The sequence below is a fragment of the Mesoterricola sediminis genome (assembly GCF_030295425.1).
Classification (GTDB): domain Bacteria; phylum Acidobacteriota; class Holophagae; order Holophagales; family Holophagaceae; genus Mesoterricola; species Mesoterricola sediminis.
This window is the reverse complement of record NZ_AP027081.1, coordinates 2,610,994-2,627,061: the sequence shown is the minus strand read 5'-3', so window position 1 is coordinate 2,627,061 and position 16,068 is coordinate 2,610,994. Positions and strand designations below refer to the sequence as shown.

Here is a 16,068-nt window from a genome sequence, read left to right as displayed (position 1 = left end):
CTTCAGGCCGGGCCCAGGGGCTCGACCCTGGGCGCGATGATGCGGTCGAAGTGCGGGATGGTGCCGATGAGGGGCCGCGCGTAGTCCCGGAAGGACTCGTCGATGTCGTGGTCGCCCTTGAGGTACACCGGGGGCAGGAGCTTCGTGCGGGCCGCCACCGTCGACAGCGGGGTCAGGAAGTAGTCCACGGAGTAGTCGCCGGTCCTGCGGATGGCCACGGACCCGTCCATCTGGCGGTTGAAGGCGAAGTGGACGGCGGTCTCGCCCACGTCCCGCGCCTCGCTGGAGTCCGAGTCCGAGATCACGCCCAGGAAGGAGCGCTGCAGGTAGCCGAAGGTGTCGCAGCGGACGCGCTTGATGCCCAGCCGCTGCTTGATCGCGTCGGAGAGGGCGTCGCCGAGGGTGCCGCGGCCCGAGAGCTGGAGGTTGCCGAAGGGATCCATCTCCGTCTCGCCCTGGAGGTGGGTGAGCACCGGCTTGCCGTCGGCGCCGACGATCCCCTCCGAGAGGGCGATGACGCAGCGGCCGTTGGCGGTGAACACGCGCTCCACGTCGCCCAGGAACCGCTCCGTGTCGAAGACCCGCTCGGGCACGTAGATGAGGTGGGGGCCGTCCTTGGGATCGCGGCGGGCCATCACGGAGCTCGCCGTCAGCCAGCCCGCGTGACGCCCCATCACCACGCCGATGAAGACGCCGGGGATGGCGAAGTTGTCCATGTCCAGGCACGCGAAGGCGGACGTCACGAAGCGCGCCGCGGAGCCGAAGCCTGGGCAGTGGTCCGTCACCGCGAGGTCGTTGTCGATGGTCTTGGGGATGTGGATGACCCGCAGCTCGTAGTCGACCTCGCGGGCGTACTCCGCCACGATGTGGCAGGTCTCGGCGCTGTCGTTGCCGCCGATGTAGAAGAAGTAGCGGACGCCGTGGCGCTTGAACACCTCCACCATCCGCGCGCAGTAGGCCTTGTCGGGCTTAACGCGCGTCGAACCCAGGGCCGAGGAGGGGCTGGAGGCCACCATCTCCAGGTTGTGCGTCGTGGTCTGGCTCAGGTCCAGGAAGTCCTCGTTCACGATGCCCTGGACGCCGAACCGGGCCCCGTAGACGTTGGTGATGTAGCGCCACTTGCGCGCTTCCATGACGAGGCCGACGAGGCTCTGGTTGATCACGGCCGTTGGCCCGCCACCCTGGGCGACGACCGCCTTGCCTTTGAGTTGACGCATGGCTTTCCTCCAGAGGGGCCCGGGGGCCCGGGGCATGGCGAATTTCGGGATGAAGGCAGTGTAGGCCTCGGCGCCGCGGGCCTTCAACGCGGGGCGGGCGGGTCGTGATGGAATGCACCTTGACTGTGCGAAAAAAAGGCGAATGATGGAGGCATGACGCCCCCGCTCCTACCGTTCGCACCGACGACGACGCCTGCGCTGTTCCGGGATCTCCAGGTCGAGCCCGAGGAGGCCCGGAGCATCCTGAGGCCCCAGAAGGACGAGCGCTACGGCTTCGGGTTCGCCCTCAGCCCCTACCGGGGCTGCGAGCACGGCTGCCGGTACTGCTACGTGCGGGACTACCCCCAGGCCCTGCCCGGGGACCGGAGCGTCCCGGTGAAGCGGGAGGCCTGGGGCACCTGGTCCGTGCCGAAGCTGAACGCTCCGGAGCTCCTGTGGTCCCAGCGCCACCGGCTGCACGGCCAGACCGTCTTCCTGGCCTCCGCCACGGACCCCTACCAGCCCCTGGAGCGGGAGTACCGCCTCACCCGGGCCTGCCTGGAGGTGCTCCTCATGTGTCCCACCACCCGGGTGCTCGTCCACACCCGGAGCCCCCTGGTGCTCCAGGACACGGAGCTCCTCAGGGCCTTCAAGGACCGCGTCTCGGTGGGGTTCTCCATCCCCACGGACGACGACACCGTGCGCCAGGTGGTCGAGCCCAAGGCCCCCCCCATCCCCTCCCGGTGGGCGGCCATGGAACGGCTCGCGGCCGCCGGTGTCCGGGTGAAGCTGGCCGTATGCCCCCTCATGCCCGTCCACGACCCCGAGGCCTTCGCGCGCCGGGCCAAGGCCTCCGGGGCCGCCAGCGCCTGGGTGGGGGGGCTCCGGCTCCTCAAGGACGACCCCTTCTACGACCTCCTGGCCCGCCACGGCTGGCTCCACATCCTCGACCCCGACTACGCCGACGGGGTGGCCCGGGTGCTGGAGGCCACCTTCCCCCGGACCCGGACCCCCCGGGACCGGGTCCCGGCGCCGGCCCCGGCGCCTCCCCGCGTTCTCCAGCCCAGCCTTTTCGAGGCCATGTGAAACCCGCCCCGGATCATGGGAGAATGGCCATTCCATGATAACCCTCGCCCTCAAGTACCGTCCCCGCGTGCTGTCCGACCTGGTGGGGCAGGAAGCCAGCGTCCGTGCCCTGTCCAACGCCCTGAAACGGGCGAAGGCCGCGGGCGGCGCCATCCACCACCAGGCCTTCCTTTTCGCCGGGGTGCGCGGCACCGGCAAGACCTCCACCGCCCGCATCCTGGCCCGCGCCCTCAACTGCGAGCAGGGCCCCACCGCGGAGCCCTGCGGCGTCTGCCAGGCCTGCCAGGCCTCGGAGGCCCCGGACCAGAACCTGGACATCGTCGAGATCGACGCCGCGAGCCGGTCCAGCGTCGAGGACGCCCGGGCCCTGCGCGAGCAGGTGCAGACCCGGCCGGCCTTCTGCCGCTACCGCGTCTACATCATCGACGAGGTCCACATGATGAGCCGCAGCGCCTTCGACGCGCTGCTGAAGATCCTGGAGGAGCCGCCTCCCCACGCGGTCTTCGTGCTCGCCACCACCGAGCTCCAGGACGTGCCCGACACCATCAAGAGCCGGGTGCAGATCTTCCCCTTCCGCCTCATCCCGCCCGGCATGGTCGAGGCCCGGCTCCGCTGGGTCTGCGAGCAGGAGGGGGTGACCTGGGACGAGGGCGCCCTCCGGCTCCTGGCCGAGGCGGGGCAGGGCTCCATGCGCGACGCCCTCACGACCCTGGACCGGGTCGTCTCCGCCGGGGACGGCCACGTGGGCGAGGACATGGTGCGGGACCAGCTGGGCATCGTGCCCGCCGTCCGCGTCCAGGGCGTCCTGGAGGCCCTCCTGGCCGGCGACTGCGGCGCCATCCTGGACCACTGCCGCGCCCTCGCCGACCTGGGCAGCGACTGGGTCAGCTTCTGGCGCGAGCTGATGCTGGCCTTCCGCGACCGCATGGAGGCCGAGGTGCGCCAGGGCTCCGGGCCCCAGGACGTGCTCCGCTGGGCGCGCATGCTCCAGCTCCTGATCTCCCGGGAGCGGGACCTGCGGGACACCAGCCTCCCCGACGTGGTGGTGGAGCTGGCCCTCCTGACGGCGGCCCAGCTGCCCCATCTGGCCCCCCTGGACGCCCTGCTCAAGGCCGGTCCCGGCGCCGCCCCCGCCGGCCCTGCCCGGACCCAGGCCGTCGGCGCGCCCATGGCGGCGCCCCGGTCCGCGCCGCCGCCCACCCGGACCCCGGAGGGTCCGGGCCGCCCTTTTGACGCGAGGCAGGCGGAGCGGCCCACCCCGGCCGCGGCGCCTGCCGTGCCCGCCCCCGCGCCCCGCGTGTCCACCGCCCCCCCTCCGGCCGCGCCCTCGCCGACCGCGCCGCCTCCGGCTGTCCCCGCTCCTGCCGCGCCGCCTCCGGCTGCCCCCGCTCCGGCCGTGCCGCCTCCGGATCCCCGGAACCTGGAGCAGTTGCGCCAGGCGGTGGGAGAAACCCTCCGCCAGGCCCCGGGCGGCCTGCCCCGGACCCTGGGCGCCCTGGCCCACATGGCCACGGCCCTCGTCTTCCAGGACCGGGTGCTCCACTGGCACTTCCCGCCCAATGTGCGCAACACCGTCCAGGACCTGGAGCGGGAGCTGGCCAACCCCCACCTCCTGGAGGCCCTGCGCCCCCTCCTGCCCGGCCTCGCGGGCATGACCGTCACCTTCGACGCCGGCGGCCGCGAGCGTCCCGAGGACCTGCTCCGGGCCGACCCCGTCTTCCAGCGCCTCCTCCAGGAGACGGGCGGGGAGATCGTGGAGATCCGGACCGAGGGCTGATCAGCGCTTGGCCGGGCGTGGCGGCAGGACCGTCAGGTGGAGGAGCTTCAGGCTCCGCTTCTCGTCGGACATATCGTGCTTCATCACCAGCACGTCCAGGGTGTCGCCGACCTTGCGGTCCGTGGAGCAGAGCGGATCGTCCACGACCGTCTTCTGGCCGCGCCACGTGATCACGTAGTAGATGCAGCTGAAGCCGTCCGCCGTCGTCTTGAACACCTGCTCCACGATGGCGGTTTCCCGGACCGGCGCCTCCTCGCCGGAGGTCCCGGCCAGGGCCGCCGGGGCGAGGAGACCTGCGAGCACTGCCGGGAGGAGGAGGGACGGGATGCGCATGGGGGCCTTTCTGTTTTTTCCAACGATGCGCCATCTTTTGGGGGAAAGCAAGGATCGGTCGCCCGGACTCAGAGCTGCACGGCGAAGGTGAGGGCCTCCTCCAGGAATTGGCTGAACCGGGCGCGGTCCTCGCGCTGCGCCCGGACGCCCTCCTCGGCGTGGGCCAGGTCGTAGCGGCGGGGCTCGCAGGTCTGGGTGAAGGCCAACGACCAGCCATCCTCGGCCCGGGCCGCCTGGAAGGTGGCCTTCCGGAAGGGGGTTTCCAGCGAGGCTGCTGGGCCGGTTGGCGCCAGCACCCCCCCCATCTTCAGATGGGCCTTCCAGGACCAGCCGATCCAGGCCCCGGTCTCCACGGCGCTGAGCCGGGGCCGGCCCAGCTTCTGGATGGGCCACGGCGCGCGGGGGAGCCCGAGCCCCGCGAGGGACCAGGCGCCGCCCGCCTTCCGGAGCGCACCGGGGGCCTTCAGGCGGAGGACCAGGTTCACGGTTCCGTTCCCGGCCATGGGATCGTCCACGGACACCGGCTGCCAGGTGGACCCCGGGGGCAGGTTGAGGTGTCCGCCCACCCACGCCTCCACCGGGCCCGGGCCTTCCAGGGCCGCGGATCGCAGGCCCAGGGCGTCCTCCTGCTCCCGCAGGGTGAGGGTGCCTTCGAAGGCCAGGCCTTCGGTGATCTGGCCGTCCAGGGCGACGGTGACGGCCGGTCGCGAGGTGGCGTCCGGGGGCACGGGGACCCAGAGGCCCCCCTCGGGCTCGCAGATGAGCACCTGCCGGCCGCGGTGGGCCGTCGCCAGCCTGCCCAGGGGGCTGAAGGCGTCGGTGGGGTCCACCAGCAGGTAGCGGCCCTTGGGCGTCGTCACCTCCGCCGGAAGCCCCGAGGGCGTTTCCAGGCGGATGGCGGTGATCACGTGGTTGAAGGCGTACGGGGAGGGGGGCTGGACCGGTTCCGCATGGCCCTCGTGGATGCGGGCGAGGGCCGGGACGGCGTGGAAGCCCGCCTCCCGGGCCGCATTGAGCAGGAAGGCGGCCTGGTCCTTGCAGTCGCCGTACCGGTTCCGGAGGACCGAGGCCGGCGTCGCGGGCTGCCAGCCGCGCTCGGGGCTGAGGTAGACGATGCGGTACCGGATGGACGTCTGGATCCATCGGAGGGCCGCCCGGAGCGCGTCCAGCCCCCGGGCCTCCGGGACAGGGGCGAAGGGGGCCCGGGGCAGTTCGAAGCGCGTGTGCGTCCCCCGGGCGATGCTGTCCCAGGTGGAGCCATCCATGCTGCCGGGCAGGGCGGGGTCCTGGAACCTCACCAGCACCCAGGGAAGCGTGTCCTGGGGGTGCGGTGCGCCCCGCACCCGGCGCGGGGCCGCGGGAACCCCCTCCAGGCGGATCTGGGTGGCATCCGGCGCCGGCGGGGGGAACCCCGGCGGGAGGTTCCAGGTCGCCATGCGCGGGGGGATGGGTTCCGCGCCCAGGGACGGGAACCCGTTGGCCGACTTGACCCAGGCCAGCTCCCACGTGCGCACCGGGTGGGGGCCCATGACCGGGGTCACGACCAGAGGGCCCAGCGGCGGCCGCAGGACCTCCTGGCTTTCGAAGGCCACGAGGCTCCCCTTCACGACGCGATCCAGGAGGGCGACCGTCCTTTGGTCGCGGGTCAGCTCCCCGTTCCCCGAGGCGGAAACGGTGGCCACCCAGGCCTTGTCGAGGGTCACGAGGGTCCCGTCGGGCCGCAGGTTCCAGCCCTTCAGCTTCTCGATCCTGGAGGCGGCGCCGCCCAGGCCGTCCCGCTCGAAGGCGCGCGCTTCCAGGCCCTGCTCGGTGAGGATCTTCACCAGGCGGAACGCGCGCAGGCGGATCTCCCCGCCGCCCCGGTAGGTGAACTCGGTCCGGTCCAGAAGCACCCAGGCGTCGGCGTCCGCCGGCGGGGCCTCGGTGCAGGCGGCCGGCCCCTGGGCCCAGGCCGGGAGCTGGTCCAGGGCGGGGGCGCCGAGCAGGGCGGTCGCCAGGAAGGGGGCCAGGGGTTTCAGCCAGCTCATGGCGCGCTCCGGACGAGGACGAGGGGGGTCTCGAAGGCCTCCTGGACCCAGGCCAGGTAGGCCTGGAAGGCGGTGTACAGCTCGGCGCCCCCCGCGCTGCGCTCCGCCCGGACCTCCAGGTCCACCGTGAGGTCCCGGCCGGACAGGGCCGCTCCCAGGGTCACGGAACCCCAGGCGTTGGTCCGCTGGATGCGGGGCAGGTCGGGGCACGTGGTGCCCTCCGGGAGGGTCAGCCGGCAGCGGGCCCGCTGCACCTGGGCGAAGGGCAGGACGATGAGGTCCTCCCGGGTCCGGGGCCAGGCCTGGGGGATGGCCAGGGCGGGTTGGCTGGCCGGGAAGGGGTCGAGGCGCCAGACCCGCCCCGCGGGGGCATCGATCCGCCCTTCGACCCTCAGCCCCAAGGTCTGGCGCACGTCGGCCCCGTGCTGGACCTCCGCGCGGTCCACCACGAGGTCCGGGACCTCGGCTTCCAGGGAGGCGCCGAGCTCCCGCCCCTGTTCCCGGGGCTCCAGGTGCCGGAAGGGCGCCGCGGCCGCGTAGGCCGCGAGGCCTCCGAACGTCGAGACCAGGGTGAACCGCGCCTCTCCGGCCCCCAGGTCCACGACATAGGCGTCCTCCCGCCAGTTCCGGCCCGCCTCCTGGAAGGGGAGGGTGAGGGTCCCCACCGTCCAGGTCTCGGGATCCGCCTCCAGGACCCGGCTGCCCTGGACCGCCGGATCGATCAGGGTGGGATGCAGGTGGGGCTGGGCCGGATCGATGAACAGATCCGGCTTGCCGGCCTCCTGGACCCGCACCAGGACCCGCTCGATCTGGGAGAGGTCCGGCTCCGACTCCTGGAAGATCCGCGTGTCCCGGTCCGACCCGAAGACCAGGTGGGGCTGGAGCCCGGCCCGCCGGGCCAGTTCCAGGAAGCAGAGCAGGGTGCCCTGGCTCGAGGTGCCGCCCCGTTCCAGGGCCCGCTCCAGGTCGTGGGCCGGCACGTCGCCGACCAGCTCCTGGAGGGTGGCGTCGCCGGCATCACCCAGGCCGGCGGCCTGGAAATTGCGCAGCCGCTCGCGCATCCGCAGGGCCAGTTCGACCGCGCGATCCTGGGGGCCGGGCGGCAGGTCGCGGCAGGCCTCCTGGGCGAAGGCGTCGAAGCGGGCGCCGGTTCTGGGCCGCTTGAACGCGGGTTGGAGGTAGGTCACGGCCAGGCGGTCCCAGAGGCTCCGGCCCGACGGGGACGGCGGGAGCAGGACGGGATAGACCTTCAGCTGGGGCCGCTCGCGGGCGCCGGCCACTGAATAGGGCGCGGGGGGCTCCGGGGGCAGGTCCTTCAGGGTGATCACCGTGAACCCGGGGAGGTCGGTCCGGGATTCCACCACCGTGCGATCGGGGGTGAAGGTCCATGTGAAGGAGGCGGGGCGGACGATCTCCAGGCGGACTTCGGCCACCGGGTGGGGGCCGGAGAAGGTCCAGAGGCGGGGGCGCTTGATGTCCAGGCGGCCTTCCCGGTGGCTCGACAAGTCCTGCCAGCGGAGGTCCACCAGGCAATCCTCGGTCAGCCCCGGGGGAATGAGCACGTGCTCCTTCTCCTCCCAGGTCCTGAACCGGATCCGGGTCTGGCGGATCAGGTCCTGGGGGCCGTTGAGGGGCAGCTCGCGTCCATCCGGGTAGACCACCCGCCCTTCCAGGGTCTGCAGGGATGCGGGGAAGGGCGGCAGCCACACCGCGTCCTTGCCGCGCTCCGAGCAGATGCGGATGCGCAGATGGTGCGTGTCGAAGCGGTTGTCCACCCGCAGGTGGTCCAGGAGCACGAGGGCCCCCGTGCTGCCCTTCAGGTCCCGCGCCTTCAGGGCCCAGACCTCCGGCGGGATCGGCGGCCAATCGGCAATCGCGGGCAGGGCCGCCAGGCAACAGAGGATCGCGGGACGGAGACGGCAGGAGAGGGGCACGGCGGATCAGGCTCCGGGCGGCAAGGTCCTTCCGCCCGGATCCGGGGGAGGACAGCGTTTCGACAGGTGGATGGTTCCACCCTGCCGGATCCGGCGGTCGGGATCAAGCCCGAAGGGCGGGAGCCGCCTCAGGATGGGCCGGCCAGCGCCGCCAGGGCCCGGTCGAGTTCCCGGCGCATGGCCCCGGGGGTGTCCGCGGCCCAGGCCCGCCCGTGGCCCGGGAGGATCCGGCGGAACCGGAAGGTCCGGAGCCGCTCCAGGCTCGCCATCTGGGTGGCCCAGTCGTGCCAGCAGTGCTCGCGGCTGGCGTCGAGCCTGCCCCTGGCGGGGCTCCACCACAGGGTATCCCCGGTGAAGAGCACCTCCTCCCGGAGCAGGAGGCAGGCGCTGCCGGCGGTGTGGCCGGGGGTGGGGATGTAGAGGAGATCGGGGCCCAGGGCGCGCGGCTCCAGGCCGCGCTGGGGGAGCTCCACGCCGGCGGTGTCCGGTTCCAGGTCGGCCTCGTGGAGGACGCGGGCGCAGCCGAAGCGCGCCCGCAGGCGCGCGTGGTCCGCCACGTCGTCCTTGTGGGAGAGCACGAGGAGGGCGACGCCCCCCTGGGCCTCGAGCCGGTCCAGGAGGCCCGGGAAGGCCCGGGGGCTGTCCACGAGCAGGTTGCCGTCCTCCCGCGGCACGAAGTAGCTCCAGGCCCCGTAGCTCCGGCTGGAGGTGTACCCGCAGAAGAAGACGCCGTCCCCCAGCGGCTCGGGGAAGGCGGCGGCGGCCGCCTCGATCCCGGCCTTGTCGTCCGTGCCGATGGAGCCCGTGGGGCAGGCCAGGAGGGCCATGAGGGCCCGGTGCCGCTCCGCGGCGTCCCCGGGCTGCCGGTGCACGGCGCTGTGGTCCCCGGCCTCCCGGAACAGGGCGGGGGCCATGCCGTAGCACGTGCCGCAGTCGATGCAGGAGGCGTCCACGAACAGGGGGCCGGGGACATTGTCGGGGTATGCGCGGGATCGCTGGGCCATGGCCCGCATCTTGGCATGGACGGCGCCGGTGTCCAGTCCCGACCCCACGGAGGTTGGCTGGTTGAAAATAAGCGGACGAGGCGTCCGAGCAAGAGCCATCCGATGCATCCCCGTTGCCGCAGGGCCAGCGGAGCATGGGGTCGGCGCGTCCATGACCTGCATGCAGCGGCCCATCGCGGCTTCAGCCCTGCGAGAACAGGGATGCATTGGATTGCCAGGATGAATGGGATGGGGAAAACGGTCCTGAGGCCCATGCTGCGGCGGGATCCCATTCATCCTGGAAATTCGATGCATCCCTGTTGCCGCAGGGCCAGCGAAGCATGGGGTCGGCGCGTCCATGACCTGCATGCAGCGACCCATTGCGGCTTCAGCCCTGCGAGAACAGGGATGCATTGGATTGCCAGGATGAATGGGATGGGGAAAACGGTCCTGAGATCCCAGCTAGGATCCCAAGCGAGGCGTGACCGGGCGACCCGGTAGGACTAGGCTGTGTTCGGAATCTATAGATTAGATAAATAGTTGACTTGTACTCATACGTAAAGGCTCGTACACCACGAATTTTCCTGGGGTAACGATGCCGAGAAGTTTCCTGACCGATGCCATGTGGGCAAAGCTTGAACCGCTCCTTCCGCCAGAGCGTGGAGGGATGGGGCGATCCCGTCACCCCAACCGTCCCATGGTGGAGGCGATCCTGTGGAGGCACAGGACTGGGGCGCCGTGGAGGGACCTGCCGGAGGAATTTGGACCTTGGACAAGCGTGTACACGCGATTTGAGGCCTGGACCAAGCGCGGCGTGTGGCAAAGGATCCTGGAGTTCCTGCGCAAGGAAGCCGACCTGGAGTGGGTCATGCTGGATGGCACCATCATTCGCGCTCATCAACATTCAGCAGGCAAAAGGGGGGGGGCTCTGGAACCAGGCGCTCGGACGATCTCGGGGTGGATGCTCGACCAAGATCCATTTGATCTGCGATGCCCACGGTAATCCTTTGGATTTCCTGGTCACTCCGGGGCAAGCCCATGAAAGCCGGTCTGCTGAAGGATTGCTGTGCGGTTGGCAGGCAGAGTACGTGTTCGGAGATCGGGCCTACGATGGGAACCCGGTAAGGAAGGCGATCGAGGCCATGGGTGCGACAGCCGTCATCCCACCTCATCCCCGGCGCAAGAATCCGGCGGCCTGGGACTCACACCTATACAAGGCCCGCCATGCCATCGAGCATGGGTTCGCCAAGCTCAAACAGTTCAGGGCGCTGGCCGCCAGGTTCGACAAAACGGCGCGAAGTTTCTCAGCCCAGGTGGCTTTGGCCTGCATCGTGATCTGGCTGAGGCTATGAGCGGAGGGTGACAAGCGTTCCGGATCCTCATTGATCCTATGAAACGCGGAGGCGCGGAGGATCTCGCAGAGGGTCGCGGAGGAAAGCGCTCCTGGAACCTGCCACCTCCCAATGACACGTCCCAACGGGAGGCGTGATGGGAAGGCATTGGGGAGAGGTCGACGGGGAGGATCATCCGCACAAGGAGATCACCCAGGCCATCATCGGGGAGGCCATCGAGATCCAGAAGGCTCTGGGGCACGGACTCCTGGAAGATCCCTACAAGGTCTGTCTGGCGCACTCCCTGAGACTGGCCGGCCATAAGGTGAAGCGGGAGGTTTTCCTGGATATCGAGTGGAGGGGGCTTGTGGTTGAGCGGGCCTACCGGCTGGATTTGCTGGTTGACGACCTCGTGGTCGTGGAGGCTAAGGCGGTCCTCAATTTCCGTCAGTGGCCTTTCAAAGACGGTGGAATCAAGCGGGTGATACATACAAGGGCTTGATCCTTTCTCCGCGAGCCTCAGCGAGATCCTCCGCGCCTCCGCGTTCCAATAGGATGCTGCGAATGCGCGGCGCCATCAGGCACTGCAGCACAGACTCACTATTCCAGCTCCTCCATGCTCCGGCACGGATGGGTATTAGCCATTACTATCCTAGATTACGAACACACCCTAGCACTACTGTGTCAATAATCAAGCGCATTGGCCCCTCCCGCACGCCGGGCAACAGGATAGAGAGCGAATCAGAATTCGCTCAAGGCGCCTGCGCAGCGTCGTGATTGAGTAGGGCGAATGGCGTTCAGGCCGGAACGGGCCCATGTCCTCTAGGAAGGGGTCTGGCTCCTGGGGGTGCATGGACGAACTCAAAGATGGATTGGATCGTAGGGGGGGAAAGGCGGCTACGTTCCGCCACGATGAAGGCATAAGTGGCGGCGCATAGGCTCAGGTGGTGGTGAAGGCCCCTCCATCCGCGACCTTCGTAATGATCTAGGCCAAGCTCGTCCTTCATTTCTTGGTAGTCCCGTTCGATTCTCCAGCGGAGCTTTGTTGTTCTGACGAGTTGGGCAATCGGTGTATTGCTGGGAAGGGTGGAGAGCCAGTATTTCGTCGGCTCAGCCTCTTTCTCGGGCCATTCGATGAGAAGCCACTCCTCTGGGCGCAATTCTGCTTTCTCGTATCCCCTCCTCGCAGAATGAACGCGCAGCGCCACGAATCGAGATTCCATGAGACCGCGAGTGCCCTCTCCCCAGACCACCCGCTGCCAATCCTTTTTCGGCGTGCTTTCCGCCAAGGCTTTAACGGAGACGGGCTGGTGCTCATCATCGCGGCGCAGATTCTGTCCTGGACGCCCCTTTCCGCCACGCCCTCTCGCCGGCAGAGGGGCATTTCCATTAGCCCATACCAAAGCTGTTTTCGCGATGCCTACGGCATAGACCAAATTGCGCTCGGATAACGCTTCACGAAATGCGCCGCAGTCTCCATATCCAGCATCCGCCAACACGGGGAGGTCGGGGACCTGATCCTGTCTTTGGGCATCGATCAGCGCCAACGCTATCTGCCACTTGGGCATGAACACGACTTCCTTTGGAACCCCAGCCCCATCACGCCGGTCCCGGTCATTCGCCCAGGCTTCTGGAAGGTACAGGCGGAAACCCACCGGCACGCTGGCCCAGCGAGAGGCCATGGACAAGCTGACCACGTTCTGGCAATTGGCCGTCTTTCCGAATGGACCGCAATACTGGTGGCCAACTCCGACTGAATGCGTTCCTTTTTTCGGGAATGCAGTGTCGTCAACGATCCACGCCTCGATAGGCCCTTGGATTTCCATGGCCTCGCGGGCATAGGACCTGACAACACGAAGAACTGCTTCATCGCTCCAGGACGCTTGGGCCACCAAGTGATGCAGGGACTGGTGCCGAGCCTGAACGTGGGCCGGATCCAACCTGGCAGCCATTGGCTCGATGCTCTTTCTGTCTCCCGGAAGAATCAAGCCCTGACAATACAACGTCAAAGGAGCCCGCCGATCGGCATGGCCAACAGCCTTAACTAACTGATCAGCGTATGCATCAAACCGCGCCCGACTTTCGATGGATTCGCTCATAGATAGCCCCACCTTAGAACATAGGCAGGACGTTCTGCTCGTCAAGCTTTATGACACAGTAGTGCTAGTGCTTCCGGGTATCCAGGTCGGAGAGCAGGGAGGCGACGGCGGCCTCCAGCTGGGCGTCCCGGCCGGTGACGAGCTGGGCGGGGTCGTGGGCCACCCGGACATCGGGCTCGAACTGGTTGTTCTCGCAGAACTTCCCATCCGGGGTGCGCCAGCCGCCCTGGGGGATGCCGAACACGAGGGTGGGATCGATCTGGCCCTCCCACCACACGAAGGTGCCGGTGCCGGGCACGGGCATGCCCACGGTGCGGCCCAGGCCCTTCAGGCGGTAGGCCACGGGGAACAGGTGCGCGTCGGAGTAGCAGCCCTCGCTGACGAGGACGACCGAGGGCTTCACCCACTTGAGCAGGGGTTCGTGCCCGTAGGGCAGGCCGCGGGGGATGACGTCGAAGTACTTGCGGCCGCTGAGGAAGTCGGAGAGCTGCTCGTGGATGTTGCCGCCGCCGTTGAAGCGGGTGTCCACCACCACGGCCTCCTTGTCCAGGCACCGGCCGAGGATCTCGTCGAACACCGTGCGCAGGCTGCCGTCATCCATGGCCCGCACGTGGACGTAGCCGAGGCGGCCCTTGGACAGGCGCTCCGTCTCCAGGCGGTTGCGCTCCACCCACCGGCGGTAGAGGAGCTCGCCCTCCACCATGGGCGGGATGGGCTTGGCCACCTCGTCCCAGGCGCGGGCCCCGTCCTTGAAGGACAGGAGGGTGGGCTGGCCTGCGCGGCGGTTCAGGAGCCGGGCCACGTCCTCCACGTGCGCGACGGGGGCGCCGTCCACGGCCACGAGGAGGTGGCCGGCGCGGACCTTGGCCTCGGCCCTGTCCAGGGGGCCGCCCTTGAGGACCTCGGCGACCTTCAGGCCGGCGGAGGTCCGCTCCAGGAAGAGGCCCAGGGCGGGGGTGGCGTCCGTGTTCATCTGCGGCGCGTTGTAGCGGCCGCCGGTGTGGGAGGCGTTCAGCTCGCCCAGCATCTCGCTGAGGAGTTCCTGGAAGTCGTAGTTGTTGGCCACGTGGGGGAGGAAGCGGCGGTAGGCCTCGCGGTAGAAGGCCCAGTCCACCCCGTGCAGGTCGGTCACGTAGAACTTGCGCTCCACCTGCCGCCAGGCGTGGTCGAAGATGTAGGCGCGTTCCGCGGCGGGGCGGATGGCCATCTCGGAGGCGACGGGCAGGTCCTCGCGCTTGCCGGACTCGGCGTCGATCTTCAGGAGCCTGCCGTCGGCGAGCACGAACACGGACTTGCCGTCGTCGGTGAGCTCGAGGGAGGCGCGCTCGGAGCCGACCTTGGCCAGGAGGCGCGTCTCATGGGTGCGCAGGTCGGCCGTCCAGAGGTCGAAGCCCTTCTCGAACCGGGCCAGGTAGAAGAGCTTGTCGGCGGCCTTGGAGATCTCCCAGTCGGCGATGGAGGCGGTGTGGGTGCTGAGCCGGGCCTTGCGGTCGTCGAGCCCCTCCCATTCGATGGCCACGGGCTTCGCGGCCTCCTTGGCCTTGGCGTCCTTGGTCTTGTCCTTGTCCTTGTCCTCCCGCTCCTTGAGGAGGGCAAACTCCTCCTTGGTGAGGCGGAAGCGGTCCCAGGCGGCCTGGGTGAGGAAGAGGCCGTTGATGTCGCCGGAGAGGGCGTTCTGGGCGAGGTTGAGGACGCCCTCCCTGCCGCTGAACCACGCGATCATGGAGCCGTCGCGGCTGAACCGGGCGTCCTCGTCGCCGAAGCCGCTGTGGGTCAGGTTGCGCACGGGGGCGGAGCCGTCGGCGGGGACGATGCCGATGTCGCGGAGCCAGCCCAGGCCGGTGTTCATGCTGAACACGAGGTAGCGGGAGTCCGGGGACCAGCGGAAGCTCTGGTCGCCGTCCGAATAGCTGTAGTTGCGGCCCGCGGGCAGGAGGGTGGTCTTCCGGCCGGAGGCCACGTCGACGACCTTCAGCTCGGTGCGGTCCTCCAGGTAGGCCACCTTGGCGCCGTCGGGGGAGAACAGGGGCTGGAAGGCGTCCCGGGCCGCGGCCACGAGGACCTTCTCCTCCAGGCGCGTGGAGGCGTAGAAGCGGTCCTCCTCCTCGCGGACGAGGCGCTTGGTGCAGACCTTCCAGCCGTCCTCGCGCTCGGCGGCGTAGAGGAGGGTGCGCCCGTCGGGGCTGAAGCTCACGCTGCGCTCCTGGCCCGGGAGGCTGGAGATGCGCCGGGTGACCTTGCCGTCGGCGGAGGTGACGAAGATCTGGCCGCGCACGACGAGGGCCACTTCCTTGCCGCCGGGGGCGACGGCCATCTCGGTGGCGGCCCCGGCCAGGGGCTGGGTCCGCTCCAGGTTGGCGCGGCCGTCGACGCGGACCGTGGTCTCCAGGCGGCGGGGGGCCTGCCCCGGGGCGGCCAGGTAGATCTCGCCGTCGAAGGCGAAGCAGAGGGTGCCGTCCTTGGCGGCGGTGAGGAAGCGCACCGGGTGGCGGGTGAAGCGCGTCACCGCCTCGGCCCGGTCGGGGTGGGACACGGATCCGCGCCACACGTTGAAGGAGCCGCTGCGCTCGCTCAGGTACCAGTACCCGTCGCCGTCCGCCGCGAAGACGGGGTTGCGGTCCTCACCCTCGAAGGCGGTGAGCTTCGCGAAGGCGCCGGAGGCGGGCTGGAAGCTCCACACGTCCCGGGCGATGGAGGAGGTCTGGTGCTTGCGGTACCGGTCCTCGTAGCCCTTCACGTCGTGGTAGAGGACCCGGGATCCGTCCGGGGACCAGCAGGCGTTCTCCAGGGTCACGTCCGTGAGGAGGCGGGTTCCGCCGTCGGCGACGGACACGAGCCAGGTCTCCGCGAAGACCCGGCCCGGGTACTGGCGGTCCGCGGCCGCGTGGCCCCGCGGGGAGGTGAAGAGCACCTCCCTGTCGTCGGGGGTGAAGGCGTAGGGCAGGTCGGGCGCCGAGTTCCAAGTCAGGCGCCGGGCGGGTCCGCCCTCGGCGGGCATGACGTACACGTCGAAGTTGCCGGCGCGGTCGGAGGCGAAGGCGATGGACTTGCCGTCATGGCTCCACACGGGCATGAACGCGTACGAGCCGCCCACCGTCAGGGGGGTGGCCGGGCCGCCCGCGGCCGGCACCCGGTACAGGTCCCCCTGGTACGAGAAGACCACGGTCTTCCCGTCCGGGGAGATGGCCGGGTACCTCAGCCAGAGGGGCCGCTCCTGGGCGCCCAGGCCCATGCAGAAGAGCAGCGGGACAAGAAGGGAAGCTCGGCGCCTCATGGGGCCTCCAAGAGAAGGAATGACGCTC

12 protein-coding genes are annotated in these 16,068 nt (G+C 69.6%); 5 read left to right on the top strand and 7 right to left on the bottom strand.

The features are described 5' to 3' along the window. Positions 1 to 2 precede the first annotated feature (2 nt). Positions 3 to 1,217 (bottom strand): 6-phosphofructokinase, encoded by a 1,215-nt coding sequence (locus R2J75_RS11530; protein WP_243334511.1) that lies wholly within the window; start codon positions 1,215 to 1,217, stop codon positions 3 to 5. A gap of 153 nt (positions 1,218 to 1,370) precedes the next feature. Between R2J75_RS11530 and R2J75_RS11525 the strand changes: the two genes are divergently transcribed. Continuing rightward, positions 1,371 to 2,282, top strand: coding sequence for an SPL family radical SAM protein (locus R2J75_RS11525; RefSeq protein ID WP_243334514.1), 912 nt, complete (start codon positions 1,371 to 1,373; stop codon positions 2,280 to 2,282). 34 nt (positions 2,283 to 2,316) lie between these two features. Continuing rightward, positions 2,317 to 4,059 (top strand): DNA polymerase III subunit gamma/tau, encoded by a 1,743-nt coding sequence (dnaX, locus tag R2J75_RS11520; RefSeq protein WP_243334515.1) that lies wholly within the window; start codon positions 2,317 to 2,319, stop codon positions 4,057 to 4,059. On the opposite strand, the gene R2J75_RS11515 is transcribed toward dnaX, so the two are convergent. The 4 genes from R2J75_RS11515 to R2J75_RS11500 form a co-directional block, all read right to left on the bottom strand. Continuing rightward, positions 4,060 to 4,392 (bottom strand): hypothetical protein, encoded by a 333-nt coding sequence (locus R2J75_RS11515; RefSeq protein ID WP_243334517.1) that lies wholly within the window; start codon positions 4,390 to 4,392, stop codon positions 4,060 to 4,062. Positions 4,393 to 4,460: 68 nt separating this feature from the next. Continuing rightward, on the bottom strand, positions 4,461 to 6,419 hold the full coding sequence (locus R2J75_RS11510; protein WP_316410222.1) for a transglutaminase domain-containing protein: 1,959 nt from the start codon (positions 6,417 to 6,419) through the stop codon (positions 4,461 to 4,463). Beyond that, a complete protein-coding gene (locus R2J75_RS11505) occupies positions 6,416 to 8,353 on the bottom strand; it encodes a hypothetical protein (RefSeq protein WP_316410221.1) in 1,938 nt (645 codons plus the stop codon). The genes R2J75_RS11510 and R2J75_RS11505 overlap by 4 nt, the downstream gene beginning before the upstream one ends. A 128-nt stretch (positions 8,354 to 8,481) precedes the next feature. Further along, on the bottom strand, positions 8,482 to 9,357 hold the full coding sequence (locus R2J75_RS11500) for an MBL fold metallo-hydrolase (protein WP_316410219.1): 876 nt from the start codon (positions 9,355 to 9,357) through the stop codon (positions 8,482 to 8,484). Positions 9,358 to 9,931: 574 nt separating this feature from the next. Here R2J75_RS11500 and R2J75_RS19910 point away from each other — a divergent pair. The 3 genes from R2J75_RS19910 to R2J75_RS11490 all read left to right on the top strand — a co-directional run bounded on the left by R2J75_RS19910 (position 9,932) and on the right by R2J75_RS11490 (position 11,169). After that, positions 9,932 to 10,339, top strand: coding sequence for an IS5 family transposase (locus tag R2J75_RS19910; protein WP_394365839.1), 408 nt, complete (start codon positions 9,932 to 9,934; stop codon positions 10,337 to 10,339). After that, positions 10,233 to 10,688 carry an IS5 family transposase gene (locus tag R2J75_RS19905; RefSeq protein ID WP_394365915.1) on the top strand — a complete coding sequence of 152 codons (456 nt, stop codon included), beginning with the start codon at positions 10,233 to 10,235 and terminating at the stop codon, positions 10,686 to 10,688. The genes R2J75_RS19910 and R2J75_RS19905 overlap by 107 nt, the downstream gene beginning before the upstream one ends. 136 nt (positions 10,689 to 10,824) lie before the next feature. Next, positions 10,825 to 11,169 carry a GxxExxY protein gene (locus R2J75_RS11490; RefSeq protein ID WP_243346704.1) on the top strand — a complete coding sequence of 115 codons (345 nt, stop codon included), beginning with the start codon at positions 10,825 to 10,827 and terminating at the stop codon, positions 11,167 to 11,169. 295 nt (positions 11,170 to 11,464) lie between these two features. On the opposite strand, the gene R2J75_RS11485 is transcribed toward R2J75_RS11490, so the two are convergent. After that, positions 11,465 to 12,766: an IS701 family transposase gene (locus R2J75_RS11485; RefSeq protein ID WP_243332134.1), complete on the bottom strand. Its 1,302-nt coding sequence runs from the start codon at positions 12,764 to 12,766 to the stop codon at positions 11,465 to 11,467. A 64-nt stretch (positions 12,767 to 12,830) separates the two neighbouring features. After that, positions 12,831 to 16,040: a S41 family peptidase gene (locus R2J75_RS11480; RefSeq protein ID WP_316410217.1), complete on the bottom strand. Its 3,210-nt coding sequence runs from the start codon at positions 16,038 to 16,040 to the stop codon at positions 12,831 to 12,833. Positions 16,041 to 16,068 lie beyond the last annotated feature (28 nt).